The following is a 23,203-nucleotide window of genomic DNA, read 5'->3' as shown; positions in this document are numbered from 1 at the left end:
GGAGATGATATACTTCTGCCGGAGCCGCAGTCGCGGTTCCGGTCATTGGTTCATCTCGAACACCCGGTAGTAGAACTCGGGATCGATGCCGGCGAAGGAGTTGACCTGGGTGAACACGTTCTTGTCATCCAGCAGCTCGAAGCCGTCCGGAATGAGACCGCGATTGTGGCCGGTGTGACCTTGAAGCACGAGCAGGCCGCGCTGCTCGGTGCGCGCCTGATTTATGTATTTCTCAAGTTCCGCCCTGGAGACGGCGCTGGCCACCGTCGGCAGATAGATGGGCAGGGTCTCGTGCCCGTGACCGTAGCAGACCACAAGGTACTGCTTCCCGTCTTTGCGCAGAGCCTGCCGTTCCGCGACATAGTCCGATACGTCACGCAACGGGGCATATGGCCGGGTGGCGAGCAAGGTGGCCTGGGCCTTCCAGAAGGGAAAGACCTGGATGATGAGTGCCAGGGCCAGCGGCACCGCGACCCATCGACGCACCTGCGGCAACCACGAAGGCAGTCCTTTGGGTTCTGATTTCCAGATTGCCTCCGCCATGAGAAGGCACACGATGGCGATGAGGCAGGGCAACACCGCGATGATGAAACGCGGATAGAAATAGGAGCCGGTGCTGCTCACGATCAGCATGAAGAGGCTGGTGCTGAAGAACAGGTTGCTGAGCACCCACCAAGGGCCGCCCGATCCTTTTGGGGCGAACCGATGCCGTGCGATGGGAAGAAGCACAAGGATGGCGAGCAGCACCCACATGGCCCCGCGGAAGCTTGAGATTCCGATGCCAGGCGTGCTGGACACGAGGCCTGCGGCCTCCACCGTGGGTGGCCAGGCGAGTTCCACCCCGAGCACGAGCTGGCTCAGAGTGCTGTCAAAGAGGGCTTTGGTAAGCGGTTGCGAGACGGTTTCATTCCCTGCCCAGCGGGTGGCTTGCATGAAATTGGGCAGGAACATCTGGATGAACGCCATCGCTGCGAAGGCGTTCGTCACCGCCAGACGCACCAGTGTTTGCCACGGCATGTCGTTGTAGCGCTGTACGCCGTAAGCGAGCAGGAGATTCAGCACGAGAACATCAACGACGGCATTCGGGTAAGCCCATAGCCACACGAACTCTATTGCACCCCACGCCACCCATGGAAGCACGGCGAATCCGCGGGTCTGGAAGATACGCGTGACGGCGAACATGCCGGCGATGCAAAGCGGTACTACCAGCGCGTACGCACGCGCGTCTACCCCATAGCGGATATGCCATGGGTGTAGGGCAAGAACGAAGGCCGCGACAACACCTGCCCCCGGAAATCCCCACTGCCGCATCAGCAGCGCCAGCAACAGGACAGCTGCTGCGGAGGCCAGCAATGCCGGTATGCGGGCGGCGAGATCGGAGAACGCACCGGGCTTCGCGTCCGTGACTGCGCGCCAAAGGGTGAAGCTGGTCTTCTGGGCCAGGGACATCGGCACGTGATTCGTGGGCTTCTGGTAGTAGAAGGCGCAGCGTTTCCAGTCGTGCGAGGTGAACTTGAGCTGGCCTGGCTTCTTGGTATCAGGGCGCCACTTCCCGTGGGATACCTGCAGTACCACCCAGGACTCATCCCACCACAGACTCTTGCTCGCGAGAGGAATGCGGAGGGCGACGCAGGTGATGATGGCGAGGAGGACGAGAGGCCAGAACCAACGCTGATTTCCGGCGGATTTGAAATTTGAGATCTGAGATTTGAGATTGGTGAAAGGCTTCGCCCACCATTGAGCGGTGCCCAGGAGCACGAGCAGCAGGGCCAGATTGATCCAGGCCGCGTAGCGGATACCCATGGAGGCATCGTCATCCCAATCGGGTTTCTCCTTTGCCGCGAGGGCCTCCTGGATGGCAGGGAGGTGATCCTTTGTCTGTGGCCCAAAGAGCAGCAACGCACCCTCCAGTGCGATGAGCACAAGCAGCAGGATGCGGACGAGGCGGAGGGACATGCAAGAACAGAACGAAGGGGCCGGACGGGAACCGGTTCCTTACCGCAGGGAAATCCCTGTAGCCAAGGGAATCCTACGGCTGGCGAGAGCAAGCTGGGTGGCGATCTTGGAGTGCTGGAGCTTGCTCCAGCTTTCCGCAGGCAGCTTGCTGCCGTGAAGCCAGAGGCAACTCGAAATCTTCGAGTATCTGGCACGTCATGGGTTGCTTCACGCAGAGCAAGCTCTGCTCCCGAAAGCTGGAGCAAGCTCCAGCAGTCCAAATCTGCCCCAGCCGCACCTACAGCAGCTTCTTCTTCTTGAAGAAGACAATGGGCAGGATGGCAGAGAGGACGATGATGATCATCACGGCCCAGAAGGCAATCTCGGCCTTCTCCCCGGGCAGGCCGACGTTCATGCCGTAGATGCTGGCGATGAGCGTGGGCGGCATGAAGAGCACGCTGGCCACAGTGAAGATTTTGATGATCTGGTTCTGCTGGATGTTGATCAAGCCCAGCGTGCTGTCGAGGAGGAAGCTCATCTCCTGCGTCTGCTGGTTGGTGTAGTCATCCAGGCTCTTCACGTCGCGGGCCACACTGCGGAAGAGAGCGGCCAACTCGCCTTTCATCCACGGAGCGGCGTTGTTGAGGAAGTACTGCAGCATGCGGGCGATGCTGACGAGGCACTCGCGAAGGTTTGCCACGAGGCTGTTGTGGCGGCCCAGGAGCTTGATGACTTCGTTGAGGTCACACTGGCTTTCGCCACCCGACGTCTTGTTCGGATTCACCCGGAAGATCTCCATCGCGATGCGACGCAGGTCCGCCTCCACGTTCTGCAGGGTATCCGCGATGCGCGCGACGATGGACTCCAGCAGCGTAAGGAAGACCGCGTCACTGCTGAGTGGAAGGGTGTGTTGGCGACGGACTTGGTCCGAAATGACACGCCAGGCCATGGGGTCGGAGTAGCGGACCGTGGTGAGCGTGTCCGGGCTCACCACGAAGGTGATGGCGGACGTTTCCGGGACTGGCGTGTCCAGCCCCACCGGCACCCATGCCGTCATGTAGAGGGCGCCCTTTTCCGAATACAGTCGCGAGGACTCCTCGATCTCCTGCATTTCTTCTCGCGTGGGGAGCTGGTACTCCAGCCACTGTTCCGCCTCCAACTCCTCCGCTCGCGCGGGATTGAGCAGGTCAAGAAACACGAGGTTGTCCGGCAGAGGATGGGGCTTCTCATCCTGCCAGTCGATGAGCTGTCCCTGCTCTGTGATGAGGCGGATCATGCGGCGTCGGTGTGGGATCGCATGGTGCGGAGAAGCAACGAGGGATCAAGCCGGGAAATGAAAAAGGCGCGGGATGCCGCGCCTTTGCTTCGTGAAGTGGTCGCAATACGAATCCGTCACAGGAGCCCGCCGACGCGCAGGAGTCCATCCTTTGAGATGGTGCCCGAGTGCCTGCCGACGAGTTCTCCTTCCTTGAAGAACAAGAAGGTGGGCAGCGCGCGAATATTGAAACGCAGTCCGGTTGCCGGGGCGTCGTAGAGGTTCAGCTTGCAGAGCTTGAGCTGTCCCTCGCGCTCTGTCGCAATCTGCTTGAGCACGGGCTCCATGGCGCGGCAGGAGCCACAATGATCCCCCCAGACATCCACGATCACCGGCAGCGAGCTGTCGCTTACTTCTGCCTCGAAATTGGCATCGGTGATGGTGATCATGGAAGGAGTACAGCGCAGGAATCGCGGCGGCTCTTGCTCACGGGTATGAACCACGAGCGCCGCGACTTCACGTTCGCTCGTGAATTAAAGCGACTCCAGCTTCTTCACCAGTCCGTCCTTGGACATGGCGCTGGTCTGGCCGATGAAGTTACCATCCTTGAACCACAGCAAGGTGGGGATCTGGCGGATGTTGTACTTCGCGGCGATGTTCTGATTGCTGTCCACGTCGACCTTGGCGGCGATCACCTTGCCGGCGTTTTCCGTGGCGAACTGATCGAAAACCGGGGCGAAGTGGCGGCAAGGACCGCACCATTCTGCCCAGAAGTCCACGACCACAGGCACACCTGCGTTTTGGATTTCGGCATCAAAGGTGGCATCGGTGAAGCTTTTGACGTTCTCGCTGGCCATGGGGAAAGAGTATTAGGGTTGCTGAAGGTTACGCAGACATCGTGGCGAGAGGATGCATGGGATCAACCGAAACCTCCGGCGGCCCTGCATGGACTGAGGGTAGGAGCGTGGACGCAAAAAAAACGCCGCCCGGTGAGGGGCGGCGTTCTTCAAAAGGCGATGTCCGTTTTGCCGTGTTGTGCATCGGGCACTAGGCCCTCAGCACGAGGAGACGGGAGGCGGTTCGTCAGAGCGGATTCTTGGTCAGGATGCTGAGCGCAAGAATGGCGATCGACAAAAGGAAAAGAATCCAGGAGAAGACCATAAGACTTGTCGGGAAGGAATGTTATTGAATGCGGGTGCGGATCTTCTTCAGATCCTCATCGAACGTGCTGCGGTAGGTACCGGGCTTGTCGGGATTCTCCTGTTCCCAGCTCTGAGGGGCCAGGGAGGGCACCTTGAAGGCGCTGGCGTCACTGTCTTCCTGCGCGGAGAACACAAATTCGGAACCGGCGAGATTCACGAACATGAGTGCCGCAGCGAGGATGGTGCACACAATGGCGAGAGGAGCGAGACCGGCTTCGGGGTCCTTCTCATCATAGAGCGGAGCGCTGTCCTGACCGGGCTGTTTGGCCGGGGCGGCGGCGGGAGCGGCGACGGCACCCTTGGCCATCGGCTGCGTGCTCTTTGCCAGCTGAACTGTGGCTTTCGGCAGTGCCTGTGTGCCTCCGGGACCGGCAGGAACTGCCTTGGCCATCGGAGAGGTGCCGGAGCCGGGAGGCTTCGGCGGAGCGCCGGGAGCCTTGGCGAGGGGCACGGTGCTGGCACCGGCTTCCATCTTGGGTCCCGTGGTGGGAGGAGCGCCGGGAGGCTTGGGTGCGCCAGGGGCACCGGGAGCCTTCTGCAGGGGAACCGTGGGAGCCATGGGAGGAGCACCACCGGGGCGCGGAGGAGCGCCGGGGGCACCGGGAGGCTTGCCAGGAGCCGGCGGAGCGCCGGGAGGACGGGGAGCCGCAGGAGCTGCACCACCAGCGGCACGAGCGACCGGAGGAGTGGGGGCGCCAGGAGGACGGGGAGCAGCCGGAGCGCCGGGAGGGCGCGGGGCGGACGGTGGACGGGGAGCGCCGGGAGCCGCAGGAGCAGGCACGGCGTCCAGCTTCACATAAGCGGTGGTGCGGGAGGCAGGCTGCGGAGCGCCGGAAGGCAGCACGACCGGGGCTGTGGCAGGGCGGGCAGCGGCCGGAGGCAGCGGGGAGCTGGGAAGCTGGATGGGCGCAGTGGCCTTGCTGGCTACCGGCGCAATGGTCACCGGACCCGTCTTGTTCATGGTCGACGGAGGTGCGCCAGAAGGAGTAGTGGGGACGCGCGAGGTAGCGGCACCGGCAGGCGTCACCGAAGTGGTGATCGGGCGCGGCACCGGCGAAGTATTTACCACCGGCGGGATCGGGGCGGTATGCTCCTTCGGCTGCGTCATTCCGGCGCCCGGACGGGCACGCAGGGTGATGCGCACGGTCTCCTTCTTAAGCGGCACGGCAGCCGTCTTTTGGGACGGTCCTGGCGGCGGTGTCGGCTGAGTCTTGTTGTCCATGGTGCAAAAATTTGTCACGGAGGCATGGAGCCGCCGTGTATTTCAAAAAAGATTAGCCGTTTTCGTCGCGCAGAGTCAATGGGATTCTCCTCTTTTGGCAGGAAGTTTCACAGGAAGAACACGGCGCATGCCCCGATGCATGAGGGGATTGACATGGGCGCCCCGAAACCGCCATGCTTTTGGGGCTCCGGGTCTGGAATTTCCCTTATTACATCCCCAACCCCCTTCCTCATGCAGACACAGTCCTCTTCTGAACTTGCCGTCGCCGTGCACAAGACGTCCCTGCTGGAGCGGCTGCAGGCTGGTGGCATTTCCTGCTGGGTGATTCTGATCCTGGCTCTGGTACTATTTGCCCTGCTGGTGACGTTGCTCGTCGGGCGGCGCAACGCCTCCTCCATCATGGCCTACTTTGCGGCGTCTCTCCTGCCGCTCGTCGTGGGCCTCTTTGAAGTTGGACAGAGCACCCTGGCCGCCTTTGAGAATCTGGGAACTGCGGGCATCGCCGGCCCGGATCATCTCATTGGTGTCATGAAAGGGGGCTCCTTCGCGCTGTCCTTTGGCGCGGGGGTGACGTTCCTGGGGCTGCTGGGGACGGTTCTCCTGGCACTGGTCGGACCCTCCAAAGTGGCTGTGCCGCCGCCGGTACCCTAATAAAGTAAAGAAAGATAAGGAAGCCAGCTGAGGCAATGTCGCTCAGAGGTGGAGGGGTAACTTTCGCTTGCCTCAGCCTTCCCACGCCGCTACGAACCCTGCCCACGTTTCTCACCACCACCCATGAGAGTTCTCATTACCGGAGGCGCCGGTTTCATTGGTTCCCACACCACCGAGCGGTTGCTCGCCAACGGGCACAGCGTCACCATCCTGGACAATTTCAACGACTACTACGATCCCGCCATCAAGCGCGAAAACATCCGCGCGATCGGGGACCAGATCACCCTGGTGGAAGGTGACCTCCGTGAGAAGGAGGACGTGGAGCGCGCCTATGGTGCGGCGCCGGTGGACGCCGTGATCCATCTCGCCGCCCGTGCCGGGGTGCGCCCGAGCATCGAACAGCCGGAGCTCTATATAGATACCAACATCAAGGGCACCTTCAACATGCTGGAGGCCGCGAAGCGCCATGGCGTGAAGCGGTTCGTCTTCGCCAGCAGCAGCTCCGTGTATGGCGTGAACAAGAAGGTCCCCTTCGCAGAGGTGGACCCCATTCTGCAGACCATCTCGCCCTATGCGATGACGAAGATGGCGGGCGAGCAGATGTGCTCGAACTATTCCGCGTTGTACGATATCCGCACGGTGTGCCTGCGGTTCTTCACGGTGTACGGCCCGCGCCAGCGCCCTGACCTCGCCATTTCGAAGTTCACCCGCCTCATCCATGAGGACAAGCCCATCGACCGTTATGGCGATGGCAGCACGGCCCGCGACTACACGTTCATCAGCGACATCGTGGACGGCATCCTTGGCGCGCTGGAGTACAGCGCGAATCAAGCGGCGCCGAAGTGCGACATCTTTAACCTCGGTGGCTCGCAGACGGTCACGCTCAATGAGATGATCGGCGCGATTGAAAAGGCCCTTGGCAAGAAGGCGCAGATCAATGCCATGCCCGAGCAGCCCGGCGACGTGCCGCTTACGAGCGCGGACGTGAGCAAGGCCAGCACCCTGCTGAAATTCAAGCCCACGACCCACATCGACACCGGCATCCCGGAGTTTGTGAAGTGGTGGCTGGAGATGCGGCAGAAGGGGCTGAGGTAGGCGAGGGAAATGTCTCGTGGGGGAGGAGCTACGATGATGCGACTCACCTTTCTCAGCACGGATCTGGGACTCCATCCCTACGAAACTTTTGTCATCAACTATGTGCGCCGAGAAGGGGGGCGATGTTCCCGGCTGTCGGTAGATCGACGGACATCTCCATGGCCGTACCACTGGGATGACCAAACCCTGCAATCTGTCTCGGAACACGAGGACATTCCGCTAATCACCTTGCGACAATGGGCTGTTGATTGTGGAACATCCAATTCGTTGGAGGGCCTGTTTGCCCTCGACCCACGAGTCGATCACAGCAGGTCTCATGATTTCATTCTCAATCGAAGTCACTATGTCCCCGAACTTGGTTTCGATAACAATCGGCATCTGACGTTTCGCTTCTCTGGCATCGCTGAGATTGACAAATCTCGGTGTGCTTTTTGTTCCCTTTGCGACTTTGGCCCTCTTGCGGGACGGGGTTTCTTTTGTATCTGCACGGACTTCGAAGGAAGACGGGTAGTCGAGGCTCAACTGGTATCGATGTCTTGAGCGTTGGCGACTGATCGGGCCTTGACGGTCGATGGCGTCTTGTCGCAAGCTGGGATCCTCGCATGAGGAAGTACCGTCGGGTCAGCTTGATCGTTGTCGTGGTTTTAGCCATCGCTGTGACGGCTGGTTGGTGGCACTGGTTCCGGGCGGACTATTCATGGCTCGCGCTGCAGGATGACCCGATGAAGCGGCTCGCGACGGTGCCGGATCTCGCACCGCAGCTGACCAAGGATGAGGTTTTCGCGGCGAGTGTTGAATGGAGAAAGTTGCTGGAGGAAATAAAAAGCACACCCGATCCCGACGGTGTGTTTCTTGAGGGAACCTCTCTGGCCTGGAAGTTATTGTCCCCGGAACTGGAAGGCGCGACGAAAGTGACGCTCTACTCGATTCACCCTGGAGACTTCTGGATTTCGGGTAAAGAAGACAAAGGGCGCGGGGAGTTGTCGACACTACCTGAGTTTCACGAGCGCCCCGTGTTAGGCAGTATCACTTTGGAACGTCCGGAGGATGTCAAGAAATGGAGCCACTTCCTGCAGGGACAGATCATTCCGGGAAACGTTTCGCAGTGCGTTTTTCAACCGAGGCATGGGTTTCGGTTCACGACGCCGCGTGGTGAGGTCGATCTCATTATGTGTTTTGCCTGCGGTGACATGACGGTGGATGAGGGTACTATTAGCAGGTCCATGCCCAAGTTACGGGCGGACGTGCCATCGCCGAAGGGTATCGGCTATTCGCCGAGGCTCTCGCCGCTGGTCAGAGATGTGGTGAATGCGTTGTTCGACAAACAAGGCATTCGCAGAGACAGGGAGGAGAGTCGCAAAGTTGATGACTGAGGATGTGCCATCTTTCGCCCATGCCTACTTGGAGGAGCAGGGGAATGGTCGATTAGGCCAGGAGGAGAAGCTCCTCCGTTCTGAATTGGAACGGCTGGGTATTCCCGTGACTTTATACACCGCGAAGCGCATGCAGCGCAGGCAGCTTCCGTTGGATGGTACGAGTTTTGTGGCTGGGGATATGGTCGCGATGCACGGGGCCATGCGCCAGCTCGGGATTGAGCATCCGGTTCCCAATGACTACCCGGAGTGCCTCCGCGCCTACCTGCGGCGGAAGGTGTGGACTTCCACACTGGCCGCCGTGGAGAGGGGTGTCTATGAGGGGGATGGCGAGCCAGTTTTTGCGAAGCCCGCGGAGCGGCGGAAGTCTTTTACAGGCAGAGTCTTTGCTTCGCCGAACGACTTGTATGTGATCGGTGGTACCAGCAGACGTGAGTCGGTGTGGTGTTCTGAGGTCGTGGAGTGGGCCACCGAATACCGGGTGTATGTCGCGGGCGAGGCCATCCTGGCCATGGATTGGTACGCCGGCGAACCCTGGATGAAGTTGGACCGTGCCGTGGTGGAGTCAGCAGTTGCGGATTATCGGCGCTCAGGAACGGCGCCGGCCGCGTATGGCATTGACTTCGGCGTGCTCGGCAGTGGCGAGACGGCACTCATCGAGGCGAACGATGGGTATGCGCTGGGAGCCTACCAGATTGATGCGGCCTCGTATGCCGCGGTGGTGTTCACGCGGTGGAGGGAATTGTTGGGGACTGCGGTGAAGAAGGCCGAGGTGTGAACCGGCAGGCCAGAGGCCCAACGACCGCTGTCGGACTGGAAAGTCCAACCTCCTGTGGGCATTCACAATCTCGCACTTGGCTCGGCATGGGCGCTGCGCTACTGCTAGGGTGCATGGCTGCTTTTCCCCAGTCCGTTGTTGAACTCGCGCAGGCGTTGATCCGCATTCCTTCGGTAAATCCCGATGGGGATCCCGGTGTCGACAAGACTGGTGAAGCGGAGGTGGCGGCGTATGTGGGAGAGTTTCTCAAGAAGTGCGGAGCCGAAGTGGCGATTGAGGAAGTGTTGCCAGGCAGGCCGAATGTGATTGGCCGTTTCCGCTCGGAGCCTTCCAAGGATGGCAAGCCGAAGCCGCGCATCGTCTTCGGTCCGCACTTGGACACAGTGGGGGTGGGCGGCATGACGATTGACCCCTTTGGCGCCGAGGTGCGTGAGGGCAGACTCTGGGGACGCGGCGCGTGCGATACCAAGGGGCCCATGGCGGCGATGCTCTGGGCGCTGTGGGAAATGCGCGACGAGCTTGCAGCGCTTCCCGTCGAGGTGCATTTCGCCGGCTTCATGTCCGAGGAATCGGACCAGCATGGCTCACGGCATTTTGCGAAACATCACGGGAAGGACTATGCTTTCGCGCTCATTGCGGAGCCGACCGATCTGAAGACGGTCTTCAAACACAAGGGCTGCTTGTGGGCGGACGTGGAAACGTTCGGGATCGCAGTCCATGGCTCGCGACCGGAGCTGGGCGAGAATGCCATCGTGAAGATGGCAAAACTCATCAAGGCACTCGATGCAGATTTCCGTGTGCAGCTTGCCAATTGTGGCGATGACGCGTGGCTCGGCCGCAGCACGATCAGCCTGGGCATGATTCGCGGCGGCACGCGGGCGAATATCACGGCGGATCACTGCCGTCTCACGGTGGACATCCGTTATAATCCGGCGGTGCGGGATCACGGTGGTCCGCACGAAATGCTGAAGGCCTTCGTGGCGCAGCTCGACCCGGGAGCGAAGGTCACGCCATGTGGTGCGCTGTCTCCCTGCCTGGATACTTCCGCGGAGGATCCGTTTGTGAAGTCCCTCGTGGAGCATGGTGCTGCGCTGACAGGCGCGCCGTGGTTCTGTGATGCCGCCTTTCTCGCGGAGGCCGGCGTGCCTGCTATCGCCATGGGACCGGGAAGCATCGCCCAGGCGCATACGAAGGACGAGTGGATCGAGGTTGCAGAACTGGAGCGCGGTGCGGCGTTTTGGGTGAAGTGGCTGAGGGGGAGGTGATTGGCTCGCGGCCTTATGAACGATGGAGGGAACATGCAGGGGCCTGCCTCAACGCAAGGTGACGAAGGCAATCGCACCTTGGAAGAACTCTCCATGTCTGGGGACGAACAGTCTGGAGTGCGCCGCATGTCCCTGGAGAAGGTGGAAACGATCGTAGAGCGTGTGTTTGCGGAACATGCGGACCTGTTCAGAAGGCTGGCACAATGAACGCTGAGCAACCGGAGTTCCTCTTTCGCGAGATCCTTGATGTGCTTCAGGAGCGTTCTTTGCACCTGTTCGGCGGGCTGCGAGGCGTCCGCGATGATGGCTTGATCCACTCCGCGTTGGCTTCTGCGGAGAATGCGTTGTTCTACGGTGGAGGCGATCTCTTCGACGTTGCTGCGGCCTATGCGTTTCATCTCGCGCAGGCCCAAGCATTCTTTGATGGCAACAAGCGAACTGCTGTTGCTGCGATGCTGGTATTTTTAGAAGGCAATGGCGTGCACGTGTCGAACACGCATGACGATGCAATCTACGATGCCATCATTGCCTTTGCGGAGCGACGGATGGGCAAAGCTGAACTGGCAGCGTTCTTGAGGCAAAGCGCTGGCCAGATGTGAAACCACTGGGAGTGAAAGCTGCGTCTTTGTAATGAAACGAGGCTTCGCCAATGTGGCTCACGCTGCCCTCAGCGTGAACTGTGGCAGGATCCCTGAGGTCGCTATCTCCAGCACTGTAACAGCGAGGGAACTACAGCGCTGGGATGATAGCTGGCCGTCTTGAAATTAGGCGCTTCGCGCTTGGGTTAAGATTCACGCTGAGGGCAGCGTGAGCCACTTTGGCAAAGCCTCATTTCTCCTGCAATGCAGGGGACGCACTTGGTCAGCAGCATCCCGCCCCAGGCACACATCCACCCTTCACCACGGGAGCTTCACCATCACGATGCGTGGGCTCGGGACGGCCCGGGCGGAAGTGTTCTTCGTGATCGAGGGTGGCGGTGAGATCGGACACGTTGGAGGTCACGCTTTCGAGCGCGGCTTTCAGCGAGGCGACGAGTTCATCCGGCGCAGTTTCCGCGCGGAGGTTTACGATCAATTGCCCGCCGGTGCTGGGCTCGTCGAGTTCCATGCCGGTTTCGGGGACATTGTCGGTCCGCACCAGATTCACGGAGGCGATTTCACCCGCGATGCCGTCGTCGGGGCTGTAGGTCATCTTCAGGTGGGCAATCTCGGCGCCTTGGGACCGCAGTCGCTGCTGGATGGCTTTTGCCAGGGACTGCAGATAATCATTCGCCTCAAAGTCTTCCTTCGCCTTCAAGGTGACGGTGGCGTTCAACCAGCCGAGGAGCGCTTCGCCATCGGCGTACACATCATAATCCACGGCCATGGGCGAGCGGGTGGACTGGCTGCCGGTCATCAGCTCGCCGAACCAGGCGTCGAGTCCGTTGCCCTGCCGGGCGGAGACGGGCACCACCTTGGCTTCCGGGAACTCCTTCTGCATGGCTTCAGTGAGTTCCTGAAGTTGTTCCGCGGTGACGGCATCCGTCTTGTTGATGATGATCACCTCGGCTTCCTCGAGCTGCTTTTTGTAAATGTAGGCCACCTTGGAAGAGAAGGTGCCGCCTTCATCCAGGCCGAGGATGCGGCGTGCGCGCACGGGATCCACCAGCACGCTCAGAGGGGCGATGGAAAAATTCTCCCCGTACATGCGGCGCAGCGGGTAGGTCACGGTGGCCACCAGATCGGTGCAGCTGCCCACCGGCTCCGCGATGAACACATCCGGCTTCGTGGAATCGTTCAGTTTCGAAGCGGCATCCACGAGGGTGTTGAAGCGGCAGCAGAAGCAGCCGCCGGCGATCTCCTCCGTGGCATAGCCCTGGCTGCGCAGGAGCTTGGTATCCACGAGTCCGCCAGCCTGGTCATTGGTGATCAGGCCGACCTTCAGCCCCTGGTCGGAAAGGTGCCTGGCCAGCTTCCCGATGCTCGTGGTTTTGCCGGCGCCGAGAAATCCGCCAATCATGATGTAGCGGGCCTGTTTCGTGGGAGCGGATGCGGTCATGAAAGGTAGAAATGGGGTAGAGAAAGGGGAGGGGACATATGCCCTGAGGGGCAAATTTCCAACGGCAAAATCCGCCAGATTTATCGCCACTTGAGAAGGGGGCGCCGGGCAGAGGGGGCGATGTTTGCCGTTTCCGTCGCCAGCCTCCCTCCCAGAGCGACCAGTTTCTTAAATTGCTCATCATCATGCCACTAGGATGTGCGACCGGGATTTATGGAGACCCACTGTACGACCCAGTTTTTAGCTTGGGCGATGCCATCTTTCCCAAAAGCGCGGAGCAGCTTTTTAGGAAAAACGGTCAAAGCAAGGTGAACGACAGGTGAAAGTTTTTAGCTTTCCTTTGCAAAACCATGGGATGGGTATAAATCTTTCTTTACGTTAACCGAAACTCCTGGGAATGGAGCGTTCATTTAGCGAGCTGCCTGTCCCGATAGTAGTAACCACACGACATCAAATACCCCTGTGAAGCAAATATCCCTGAATAACGCCAGCGCACAGGGATTCAGCTTTGTTGAGATTTTAGCAGTGCTCGGGGTCATCGGAGTCATCGCTGCCATCGCCATTCCTCAGCTTGGTGGGATTAATAGCGGCACCAAGGAAGAAAAGAACCAGCGTAACGCTCAAAGCATCGTGTCCGTGTATGCCGCTGCTTCCGCTGCTGGCGCCACCATCTCCGGCACTGACGTCGACACCATTGTGGCTGACATTACGGACGCTGATGGCGTGAAGGTGGATGATGGCGTATTCAAGGACAAGCGCTTCAGCGTTTCGGGTCTTTCCCCCCACGACATCGCGGCCGCCCAGGCGTACATCAAGTACGATGAGACTTCGGGTGGGCTCGTGTACACGAAGAACAAGGCTTCCTAGGTCGGCCCGAGCAGCTCTTCCCCGGGGGGCTGAACCTAAACCGAGCTTTGAAAAGTTTCTCCAGATAGACAGAGAGACCTTTTTTGCGAATGATGCGGACTCCGCAGAGTGCAATACGCACGGCGCTGACACTTCAGACATTTTACCGAAAGGCCTAAATCAAGGAATTTCTGGCAATACAACGATAGAAGAGATACGCTGCCGGGCCTATATTGCTGTATAGTAATCAGAACTATACGAAATTTTCACTCCTGCAGTATTGAGAGCCATGAACATTACCTCCCCCGCGTTCATTGCGAATGAGGACGCTCCCCTCTCGCCCGGCGGGTCGAAGGGACGCATTCTGTTGGTGGATGACGAGCCCGTGCTGCGGGCCATGGTCGGCACCGTGCTTATTTCCCAGGGTTGGGAAGTGCTCAATGCCAGCAGCGGCGAGGAGGCCGAGCAACTTCTGCAGTACACCGTAGCGCATCGTGCACCGGTAGATGTGGTCATCCTGGATTTGATTCTCCCAGGAGGCATCTCCGGCATGGAGGCAGTGCATGTGCTGCGGCAGATTCAGCCGGACATCCGCATTGTGGCCAGCAGCAGTTTCTTCGCGAATGACGACAGCAAAGCCAGCTGCCTGAATCTCGGATTTGATGACATCCTTCCCAAACCTTACAGCGCGACGGATCTCACTGCGGTCATGGATCGCAACGTACAGCGTTCCTCCTCCAAAAAAGCAGCCTAGCCGTTGTTGCCCGTAGCGGTACGCTCCGCTGTCTCCCCTTCCGGCTCTCGCTGCCATCCGGTGTCCATGAAGTCCACGCTGCTCAGCACCCGGCTTTTTTTCAACTCATTGCTGGGCATGCTGGTCGTGGTGGCCGCAGCGCTGGCAGGGGTGGCGTGGCATCAGGTGCAGTCCGCGCGGGACTCCCAGAGATCTCATGTTTTCAGCCTCGCTACCGCCGCGTCGGGTGAGCTGGCACACATGCTCGTGGAGCAGGGGACGAAGCATCTGCCGTCCGCGCTCCCGTGGCAGATGGAGGACCGGCTGCGAAGCGAGTTGAATGAACTTGGCGGGCCGGATGCGCTCACCGCGCTTGGAGTATTGGTGGAAGTCGTGCGGGAGACACCCGGCGAGCTCGAGCCCAAGCGCCGGTTCACCCGCGTGGGTTTCTTCGATGTGCCCACCTTCAAGCCGATGATCAATGGCCAGTCGCCGGACGCCAGTGTGCTGGAGGCCATTATCCTCGCGGCGGACGGCGCTCCCTATGCGGTGTCCTCGCGCTTTGTAAACGCGGAAGGAACGGAAGGAAAAAAGGGGAAACTCTCCGAATGGATCACGGCAGCCGCGCCGATCGTCCTGCCGGACGGGACGCGGCCGGGTTTCCTCGTAGCGCGCCAGCCCCTGTTCCAGTTCAAGCATCTTCTTGCGGCGCCGAAAACGGTCACCACGATCACCCTGGCTGTGGGAGCGGGACTGGTGCCGGGATTGCTTCTGGCCATCGGGCTTGGCCGCAGAATCGGAATGCGCGTGCGTCAGCTGGCAGATGGCCTGCATGCGCTGCGCCAGTGCATCTGGACGTACCGCCTGCCCCCGGCCGGCACGGATGACATCTCCGAAGCATCGCGGGTGTACAACGATACCATTGAGCACCTTGCCGCCGAAGAGCAACGCAAGCAGGCGCTCATCCAGGAATGCATCAGCGCCAAGAAAATGGCGGAGTCCGCCATGGAAACGAAGGCCGACTTCCTGGCGAACATGAGCCATGAGATTCGCACGCCGATGAATGGCATCATCGGTACGACTTCGCTCCTGCTGGACATGAATCTCGGAGCGGAGCAGAAGGAGCTGGTCAGGATGATCCGGACCAGCGGTGAGAGCCTGCTGCACCTCATCAATGACATTCTCGACTTCTCCAAGCTTGAGTCCGCCAAGATGGAGCTCGAGCGCATGCCAGTGCAAATGGAGAGACTCTTCCAGGAGTCCATGGCCATCTTCGCCTACAAGGCTGCGGAAAAAGGTCTCGAACTCAATTACCATGTATTCGACACGCTGCCCCGTTATATCTCCAGTGACTTCCAGCGCCTGAAGCAGATCCTGGTGAACTTGCTGGGCAATGCTGTGAAATTCACCGACCGCGGAGAAATCCTGGCGCTGGCGCAGCCGGTGTTGCGGCCTCGGCCGCAAGGTGGAGGTGAGCAGATGTATCTGCAGATCTCCGTGCGCGATACCGGCATCGGCATCCCTGCGAGCAAGCTGTCGCGTCTCTTCCAGGCCTTCACCCAGGCTGATCAATCTACCACGCGGAAGTATGGTGGCACGGGACTGGGACTGGCCATCTCCCGCCGGCTTTGCCGCCTGTTGTCTGGTGAGATCAATGTGGTGAGTGAGGAAGGGCGCGGCTCGAACTTCTATTTTGAGATCCCCCTCGAGGTGGCGCTTGAGGACAACGACAGCATCGCGGAGGAAGCCCAGTGTCTTGCCGCGGTGAAAAATCGCACGGTCTCGGTGCTCTCCCCCCATGAGACGACGTCCAGCATCGTGCTGCATCATTGCCGGAATTTTGGCATGATGGCGGAGGCCCGTACGCTGACGGCCAGCGCCTCCCCGAAGGAACTCTTCGACGGCGCGCCGCCGCTCGTGATCATCGACATTCCATCGTTCTCGGTAGATGAGGCAAACCGTTTCGCTCTTGAGATGGCTGCTCGGGGCATTGCTGCCGTGGGCCTCGTTCCGATCGCGCATGAGCAGGTGAAAAAGACTTTCCAGTCTGTACTGGGCGCGCAGTGCCTGTTTGTGCTCAAGCCGGCGGGCAGGCGGGATCTGCTGCGCTCGCTGGCGGCGCTTTGCTCCGCGCCCCCTCCTGTTCCACGCACGGCACCCATTGCCGTGGCGCCGAGCCAGGTGATGGCATCGATTCGCGCCAGGCTGAACGCGCCGCCGCTGATTTCTCCGCCTGCACCTGCATCTGCATCCTCCACCACGGAAGCACACCTCTCGCAAACCATTGGCGGGATGACTCCACTGCCACAGTCACCACCAGAAGCGGTACCCTTTGCACCGGCGCCGGCTGCGCCATCGACTTCGGCAGAGTCGAGTTCCACCGCTCCGTCCTTTGCGAACGAACATCCCGCGCGCATCCTGCTCGTCGAGGATCAGCCGATGAACCAAAAACTCGCCCGCCTCATGTTGGCGCGACTCGGCTACAATGACGTGGAGATCGCGGAGAATGGACGCGAAGCCGTGGAACTGGTGGCGCGCAATCAGTACGATCTGGTCTTCATGGATCTGCAGATGCCTGAACTGGGAGGACAGGATGCCACCCGCGCCATTCGTAATAATTTCCTGCTGAAACACCAGCCCGTAATCGTCGCAGTGACGGGACATGCACTCAGCGGGGTGCGTGAAGAGTGCATCAACGCGGGCATGAATGATTTCGTCACCAAGCCGGTCAGCTTGGACATGCTGCGTGAAGTAATTAGCCGCACCATTCGACCAGATCAGGACGTCGCCATGCGCATGTGAAAAGGGCGGAGGGTTGATATTTGCACCTTTATTTGCCTTGCGCGTCGTGTGCAATAATCCGGTGTTTATGACGACATCGAAAAGTGCCTCTCAAAAGGGAGAAAGTTCCAAAATAGTCTTGTCTCTAGAGGGCCGTTTTCTATAATCAAATTCGCCGACCGTGACATTATTCATGCAAATTTCGGTTTGAAGTGTGGATGAGAATGTTGCGGCAAGCCACGAACGGCAACGTACGTGTGATTCAGGTAAAATTGGGTAATGTTGTTGCGGGGGCTGCTCTTCAGGGGGGCAGCCCCCGAATTTTTTGGTGAGGGAGAAGCCGGACGTATGTCCGCAGAAATCGATGCCCTCCGGCGACGCCTTCCGGCAAAGCTCATTGACCTCGTTCACTGGTTACCTAGGTTAGTGCATGATTCGCTTCACCCTGCTGGGCTTCCCCGTGACCGTGCACTGGATGTTTTGGGCGATCATGGCGATGCTCGGGGCGAACCGGCTGGATGGTCCGCACGGCTTTGCCATGCTGGCGATCTGGGTGATCGCTGGATTCATTTCCATCCTCATCCACGAACTGGGGCACACGCTTCTCCAGCGGAAGTTCGGGGCGCGAGCGGAGATTGTCCTCTACGCGATGGGAGGCCTGGCGATTCCGGATCGTGGTTTCACGAGAGTGCAGCAGATCATCATCAGCCTGGGTGGCCCGTTTCTGCAGATCGCGGTGGGTGTGGTGGCATGGCAGGTTATTGCGCACAGCTCAGGGGATGCCTGGTACGTCAGGGCATTTTTTATGAGCTTCATGATCGTGAGCATATTTTGGGGCCTGATCAATTTGCTGCCCATTTATCCGCTCGATGGTGGTCAGGTCCTGAAAGGCATCCTCGGACCCAGGCGTGAAAGGTTCGCCTACCTCTTGGGCATGCTGTGTGCCGCGGCGCTCTGCATCTATGTGCTGACTCGCCCGAATCCCAGCGCCTGGAATGCCATCTTGTGCGCACTCTTTGCGTGGGACAATTTCCAGCGGTGGCAGGGCCAGAAGCCACCTTCGGCACTGGAGCCTCGTTGACCTGCCCGGCCGGTTCATTTCACACGTACCATCTTCATCTCCACCATGTCGCCCGAACTCAACGACCTCTTCACGCTCCTGCGCTTTCCCAGCGTCTCCACGGATTCCTCGCACAATGCGGACACGAGAGCGTGTGCGGACTGGCTGGTGCAAAAGCTCACGACCATGGGCTTGAGCACCACGCTGCATGAGACCCCGCGGCATCCCATTGTCATTGCGAAGAACAAGCATGTGGCGGGCCGGCGCACGGTGCTGTTGTATGGGCACTACGATGTGCAGCCGGACGCGCCGGTGAACGAGTGGCGCACGCCGCCTTTTGAACCCACACTGCGCGATGGCCGTATCTGGTGCCGCGGCGCGACGGACAACAAGGGCCAGCTCATGGCGCATGTGTGCGGTCTTGAGAAGACACTGCGTGAGCAGGGAGATCTGCCGGTGAACCTGACCTGCCTGTTCGAGGGCGAGGAGGAAATCGGGAGCCCCAATCTGAAGCCCTTCCTGGAAGCGAATCGTGACCTGCTGAAGTGCGATGTCGTCGCCATCTCAGATACCGGCATGGTCGGGCCTGGCCTGGGGACCTTCACGTATGGCTTGCGCGGCATCGCCTGCGCGGAGATCACCGCACATGGTCCTGCCACGGATCTGCACTCGGGTATCTGGGGCGGTGCGGTGATGAATCCTGCGACGGCGATTGCACGAGTCATTGCGAGCTTCCATGACGCTTCAGGTCATGTGCAGGTGCCCGGCTTCTATGATGCCGTGAAGCCGCTCGCGGACTGGGAGCGCGAGGCGTGGAAGAATCTGGGTGACAGCGAACCGGAGACCAAGGCGGTGACGGGAGTGCCGGAACTTTTTGGCGAGGCAGGCTTCACGGATCTGGAGCGCCGCTGGGCGCGCCCCACAGCAGAGGTGAATGGCATCGGCGGCGGCTGGCAGGGCGAGGGTTCGAAGACCGTCATCGCGCGCGAAGCGTTTGCGAAGTTCAGCTTCCGTCTCGTGCCGGATCAGCAGCCGGATGAAATCCTCAGGGCAGTGGAGAAACATCTGCGCGCCCACACGCCACCCGGCATCCGCCTGGAAGTGGATCTTGGCCACACGGGCATGCCTTATCTCATGGATCCCTTCTCGCCTTTCGGCATGGCTGCACAGCGTGCTCTGGAGAAAACATTTGGAAACAAGCCTGCGTTGATTCGCGAAGGGGGCAGCATTCCCATCGTGCAGGCCTTCAAGGACGTGCTGGGTGTGGATACGCTGTTGCTGGGACTTGCCCTGGCGGATTGTCAGGCGCACGCGCCCAATGAGAATTTCCCGGTGGAGAACTTCGAAGCGGGCATCCGCCTGAATGAGTTCCTGCTGCGGGAACTTGCGCAGTAGCAGAGGAAGCAGGGCAAGCCAGCCAGAGAGACGGGGCACGCGGGCGGAACTCAGCCTGCGATCCCTGATCACGTGGCTGTCTGCCGCCTGGCCAGACCCTTGGGATAGCTGTCCCTTTTTGCAACTTTCCAAGGCAGGAGCAGTTTCAACCCTCCGTTACCCAAAACTTAGCACCCGATGAAAACAAGATTCTTTTCCCTGACCATGGCTGCTGCGCTGAGCTGCGGCTCGCTTACCCTGCCTGCGCAGGACGCGCCCCCTCCCCCTCCGCCCCCCGGCAGTGGTAGCGGCGGCGGTGGTGGTGAAGGCCGCCCCCCCGGCGGCGACCGCCTGGGTGAGTTCATCAAAAAGGCGGATACCGACAGTGATGGCAAACTCTCCAAGGAAGAATTTGTAAACTCCACGAAGAAGGACGCCGAGGATCGCTTCTCCAAGATCGATGCGAATTCGGACGGCTTCATCGAGAAATCCGAAGCTGAGGAAATGGCGCGCCGTGCACGCGACGCGTCTCAGCAGCGTCCGGAAGGCATGCGCCGGCCCGAGGGTGGCGGCGACCGTGATGGTGGTGTGCGTCCGCGTCCCGGTGGGGAAAACCAAGGCGGCACTCCGCCTGCTCCCGGACCTGATGGTGAACGTGGTCCGCGCCCCGAGGGCTTCCGGCGCCCTGAGGGTGAAGGTGGTCCCCGTCCCGAAGGCTTCCGCCGCCCCGATGGGGAAGGTGGCGGCAGCCCCGGCATGCGTCAGGGTGGCTTTGGTGGCGGCGGCGGCATGAACTTCATGGCTGACAGCGTGCGCCGCATGGACAAGAATGACGACAAGGTGGTCTCCAAGGAAGAATTCCAGGCTGCCAGCGATGAGCGGTTCGCCCTGATGGACGAGAACAAGGATGGCAAGATCTCCTCGGAAGAGTTGGAAGCGATGGGACGCCGCCTGCGCGAGATGATGGGTGGTGGCGGTCGCGGTGGTGAAGGTGGACAGGGCGGCTTCCGCCGTGGCGGCGGTGGTGGTGAAGGCGGCCGCGAAGGTGGTGCCCGTCCGCGCCCCGAGGGTGAGGGTCAAGGCGAACGTCCACGCCGTCCGGAAGGAGAGGCCCCTGCTGCCCCTGCTCCTGCTCCGCAGAACTGAGGTCGATTACAGCGACTGAGCTTTTAGATAGATTCTCAATCAAGGCGTGGAACTCCGGTTCCACGCCTTTTCATTTTGGAATGTTGAGAGTGATGCACCATCACGATTACTGCCCTGGGAGCGCTGGCCTCCGGCCGGCGTATTCATGTGCGTCGCGAGTACCACGCCGGCCGGAGGCCAGCGCTCCCAGGGCCGATGCGTGAAATTCGGCATGCGCGTCTGCGTTGTTACTTCTTCACCATCACCTTGTTCAGCCAGGTGATCATCTCATTCGCATAAGTCGCGCCTGCGGGAACGGCCTTCCAGCCACCCATGCCGTGGCCACCGCCGGGGATGGTGATGAGTTCACAGGTGTTACCCAGCTTGCGGCTGGCTTCCTGGAAGAGCACGGACTGTTCGTAGGGAACCTTGTCGTCCTTGTCCCCGTGAATGAGGAGGTAGGGAGGCAGGCCCGCCTTGAGCTTGTAGAAGGGGGAGCCCTCCTTCATCGTTTGCAGGCTGGCGTCGCTCACCTCCTTTGAGACTCCGAACAGACCGGCCAGGCCTTCGCTGATTTCCTTCCGCTGCTCCGCTCTGCGGAAGAGATCATGCGGCGCATAGAAGGGCACCACTGCAGCCACAGCCGTGTCCCCCTGGGCGCGGATGCCACCCATGGATACCAGATGCCCTCCGGCGGATTCACCGATGAGGGCAATGCGGTTCACATCCACCTTGTACTCTGCGGCATGGGCCCGCACCCAGCGGATGGCGGTTTCCACATCGTCCATGCAGGCCGGCCAGCGATGCTGCGGAGCGAGGCGGTAGTTGATGGTGAACCAGGCGTAGCCGGCATCACTCAGCGGCTTGAAGAGCGGGGTGATGTAGGAAGTCTTGTCCCCCTTCGTGAATCCGCCCCCGTGCACCAGGATGGCGGTGGGGAAAGGTCCGGGTCCCTCGGGAACATACGCATCGAGCGTGAGGGTCACGTCACCGACCTTGGCGAAGGTGATGTCGGTTTTCAGTTCGGCAGAGGCGGAGACACCCGCGCTCAGGGTCATGAGCAGGGTGAGGGCGGCAGGAAGGAAACGGCGCATGGCTCTTCTCAACGGCCCCTCAAGGCGACCTCTTGCGCTCGCGCATGCCGCTTTCTTCCGGAAGACTCCGCTCCGGTTAGTGCGCGTTTCGCAGCATGAACCAGCCCACGACAATCAGGATGGGTACGAGGATGGGAAGGGAGAAGCCGAAGATGTACCCGAGGAAACTGGGTGTCTTCACCCCCGATTTCTCCGCGATGGCCTTCACCATGAAGTTGGGACCATTCCCGATGTAACTTGCCGCTCCGAAAAATACTGAACCGAGTGACACGGCCAGAACAAAGCCGGGATGGACTTCTACAAACTGCCGCACGTCGGAGGGATTGCCGACATCCAGGTGGAAGCGACCCATGCCCGCGGCGAGGAAGGCGAGGTAGGTGGGTGCGTTATCCAGGAAGGCGGAGAGGGTGCCGCTGGCAAAATACACACTGAGCGGGGTGGAGAGGTTCATGCCCTGACCTGAGCCCAAGAGTTGCAGCGCTGGAATCATGGTGAGGAAGATCCCAATGAAGAGCCAGCCGACCTCCTTCACGGGATGGAAATTGAAATCATTCGCCTCATGGATGGGCTTGGGGGTGGTGAAGTAGGAGACGATGGCGGTCACCACCATCAGCGCAGAGCCAGCGGTCAGGTGAAACGCCGCCGTGCCGAGCCGCCACTGCTGGGGGAGGAAGACACCCACCAGCACGAGGCACAGCAGCAACACATTGTGCCTGCCACGAAAGGTCCAGGTTTCCTCCGCGGTCACTTTCGCGGATACCTCTACCGGGATGCGCTTGAAGTTGCGGACGTCCATCACGTAGAACACCGCCAGCAGCAATCCCACGCAGAGGATCCAGGCTGGCCACGCCTGCTCCATGATCCACCAGAAGGGCACACCGCGCAGGAAGCCAAGAAAGAGGGGTGGATCCCCGATGGGTGTGAGACTGCCGCCACAGTTGCTGACGATGAAGATGAAGAAGACGATGTGATAGGCGGTGATGCGGAACTTGTTCATCCGGATCCACGGACGGATGAGCAGCATGGACGCCCCCGTGGTGCCAATGACATTGGCAATGACCGCGCCAAAGAGCAGGAAGGCCACATTCACCCGCGGCGTGGCTTCGCCCTTCACGCCGATATTGATGCCGCCGGAGATGACGAAGAGTGAACCACCAGCGCCATGAAGCTGAGGTACTCCGTCATGGAGTGCAGCACCGCTGGGGCATCGTGCAGAATGAAGAAGTAATAACCCGCCGTGATGAGCCCCAACCCCAGTGCCACCTTTTGATAGTGATGCTCCCAGAAGTTCGCGGCAAACAGGGGCATCACCGCGATGCACAGCAGCAGGGCCACGAACGGCAGCACCGTCCATGAAGGAGGCAGGGTATGCCCGCT

The 23,203-nt window shown here is 60.3% G+C and carries 20 protein-coding genes and 1 pseudogene; 12 read left to right on the top strand and 9 right to left on the bottom strand.

The window, feature by feature from the left end:
- Positions 1–42: 42 nt before the first annotated feature.
- The 5 genes from G5S37_RS29335 to G5S37_RS29315 all read right to left on the bottom strand — a co-directional run bounded on the left by G5S37_RS29335 (position 43) and on the right by G5S37_RS29315 (position 5,614).
- Positions 43–1,956, bottom strand: coding sequence for a hypothetical protein (locus tag G5S37_RS29335; protein ID WP_165209647.1), 1,914 nt, complete (start codon positions 1,954–1,956; stop codon positions 43–45).
- A gap of 277 nt (positions 1,957–2,233) precedes the next feature.
- Positions 2,234–3,211: a magnesium transporter CorA family protein gene (locus tag G5S37_RS29330; protein ID WP_165209645.1), complete on the bottom strand. Its 978-nt coding sequence runs from the start codon at positions 3,209–3,211 to the stop codon at positions 2,234–2,236.
- A gap of 116 nt (positions 3,212–3,327) precedes the next feature.
- A complete protein-coding gene (locus tag G5S37_RS29325; RefSeq protein WP_165209642.1) occupies positions 3,328–3,639 on the bottom strand; it encodes a thioredoxin domain-containing protein in 312 nt (103 codons plus the stop codon).
- A gap of 84 nt (positions 3,640–3,723) precedes the next feature.
- Complete coding sequence (trxA, locus tag G5S37_RS29320; RefSeq protein WP_165209639.1) at positions 3,724–4,047, bottom strand: thioredoxin; 324 nt, start codon at positions 4,045–4,047, stop codon at positions 3,724–3,726.
- Between the two features lie 325 nt (positions 4,048–4,372).
- Positions 4,373–5,614 (bottom strand): hypothetical protein, encoded by a 1,242-nt coding sequence (locus tag G5S37_RS29315; protein WP_165209636.1) that lies wholly within the window; start codon positions 5,612–5,614, stop codon positions 4,373–4,375.
- A gap of 231 nt (positions 5,615–5,845) precedes the next feature.
- Here G5S37_RS29315 and G5S37_RS29310 point away from each other — a divergent pair, with 231 nt between their 5' ends.
- From G5S37_RS29310 to G5S37_RS29290, 5 genes are all read left to right on the top strand, one after another.
- The gene (locus G5S37_RS29310) at positions 5,846–6,265 is read left to right on the top strand and encodes a hypothetical protein (protein ID WP_165209633.1); all 420 of its coding nucleotides are present in this window, start codon (positions 5,846–5,848) and stop codon (positions 6,263–6,265) included.
- A 123-nt stretch (positions 6,266–6,388) separates the two neighbouring features.
- Positions 6,389–7,360 carry an SDR family NAD(P)-dependent oxidoreductase gene (locus G5S37_RS29305; RefSeq protein ID WP_165209630.1) on the top strand — a complete coding sequence of 324 codons (972 nt, stop codon included), beginning with the start codon at positions 6,389–6,391 and terminating at the stop codon, positions 7,358–7,360.
- A gap of 602 nt (positions 7,361–7,962) precedes the next feature.
- Positions 7,963–8,733 carry a hypothetical protein gene (locus G5S37_RS29300; RefSeq protein WP_165209627.1) on the top strand — a complete coding sequence of 257 codons (771 nt, stop codon included), beginning with the start codon at positions 7,963–7,965 and terminating at the stop codon, positions 8,731–8,733.
- A gap of 4 nt (positions 8,734–8,737) precedes the next feature.
- Positions 8,738–9,511, top strand: a complete 774-nt coding sequence (locus G5S37_RS29295; protein WP_206026204.1) for an ATP-grasp domain-containing protein — start codon at positions 8,738–8,740, stop codon at positions 9,509–9,511.
- 113 nt (positions 9,512–9,624) lie between these two features.
- A complete protein-coding gene (locus G5S37_RS29290) occupies positions 9,625–10,776 on the top strand; it encodes a M20 family metallopeptidase (protein WP_165209621.1) in 1,152 nt (383 codons plus the stop codon).
- A 48-nt stretch (positions 10,777–10,824) separates the two neighbouring features.
- On the opposite strand, the gene G5S37_RS32785 is transcribed toward G5S37_RS29290, so the two are convergent.
- Complete coding sequence (locus G5S37_RS32785; RefSeq protein ID WP_276617004.1) at positions 10,825–10,953, bottom strand: hypothetical protein; 129 nt, start codon at positions 10,951–10,953, stop codon at positions 10,825–10,827.
- Between the two features lie 71 nt (positions 10,954–11,024).
- Here G5S37_RS32785 and G5S37_RS29285 point away from each other — a divergent pair, with 71 nt between their 5' ends.
- On the top strand, positions 11,025–11,375 hold the full coding sequence (locus G5S37_RS29285) for a type II toxin-antitoxin system death-on-curing family toxin (protein ID WP_206026203.1): 351 nt from the start codon (positions 11,025–11,027) through the stop codon (positions 11,373–11,375).
- A gap of 262 nt (positions 11,376–11,637) precedes the next feature.
- Here G5S37_RS29285 and G5S37_RS29280 read toward each other — a convergent pair whose 3' ends face one another.
- Complete coding sequence (locus G5S37_RS29280; protein ID WP_206026202.1) at positions 11,638–12,813, bottom strand: GTP-binding protein; 1,176 nt, start codon at positions 12,811–12,813, stop codon at positions 11,638–11,640.
- A gap of 462 nt (positions 12,814–13,275) precedes the next feature.
- Here G5S37_RS29280 and G5S37_RS29275 point away from each other — a divergent pair, with 462 nt between their 5' ends.
- The 6 genes from G5S37_RS29275 (at position 13,276) to G5S37_RS29250 (ending at position 20,753) form a co-directional block, all read left to right on the top strand.
- Positions 13,276–13,680, top strand: coding sequence for a type II secretion system protein (locus G5S37_RS29275; RefSeq protein WP_165209615.1), 405 nt, complete (start codon positions 13,276–13,278; stop codon positions 13,678–13,680).
- A 268-nt stretch (positions 13,681–13,948) separates the two neighbouring features.
- A complete protein-coding gene (locus G5S37_RS29270; protein ID WP_165209612.1) occupies positions 13,949–14,413 on the top strand; it encodes a response regulator in 465 nt (154 codons plus the stop codon).
- A gap of 66 nt (positions 14,414–14,479) precedes the next feature.
- A complete protein-coding gene (locus tag G5S37_RS29265; protein ID WP_165209609.1) occupies positions 14,480–17,194 on the top strand; it encodes an ATP-binding protein in 2,715 nt (904 codons plus the stop codon).
- Between the two features lie 409 nt (positions 17,195–17,603).
- Entirely contained in the window at positions 17,604–18,254 is a 651-nt protein-coding gene (locus G5S37_RS29260; protein WP_165209606.1) for a site-2 protease family protein, read from the top strand.
- Positions 18,255–18,299: 45 nt separating this feature from the next.
- On the top strand, positions 18,300–19,628 hold the full coding sequence (locus G5S37_RS29255) for a dipeptidase (RefSeq protein ID WP_165209603.1): 1,329 nt from the start codon (positions 18,300–18,302) through the stop codon (positions 19,626–19,628).
- Positions 19,629–19,805: 177 nt separating this feature from the next.
- Positions 19,806–20,753, top strand: coding sequence for a hypothetical protein (locus tag G5S37_RS29250; protein ID WP_165209600.1), 948 nt, complete (start codon positions 19,806–19,808; stop codon positions 20,751–20,753).
- A 227-nt stretch (positions 20,754–20,980) separates the two neighbouring features.
- On the opposite strand, the gene G5S37_RS29245 is transcribed toward G5S37_RS29250, so the two are convergent.
- On the bottom strand, positions 20,981–21,826 hold the full coding sequence (locus G5S37_RS29245; protein ID WP_165209597.1) for an alpha/beta hydrolase: 846 nt from the start codon (positions 21,824–21,826) through the stop codon (positions 20,981–20,983).
- A 76-nt stretch (positions 21,827–21,902) separates the two neighbouring features.
- Positions 21,903–23,134 (bottom strand): annotated as a pseudogene (locus tag G5S37_RS29240) (sodium:proton antiporter).
- Positions 23,135–23,203: the final 69 nt, after the last annotated feature.

The organism is Roseimicrobium sp. ORNL1 (assembly GCF_011044495.1).
In the GTDB taxonomy this organism is placed as follows: domain Bacteria; phylum Verrucomicrobiota; class Verrucomicrobiia; order Verrucomicrobiales; family Verrucomicrobiaceae; genus Roseimicrobium.
The sequence above is the reverse complement of the archived record's forward strand: the minus strand, read 5'-3'. Positions and strand labels throughout refer to the sequence as shown.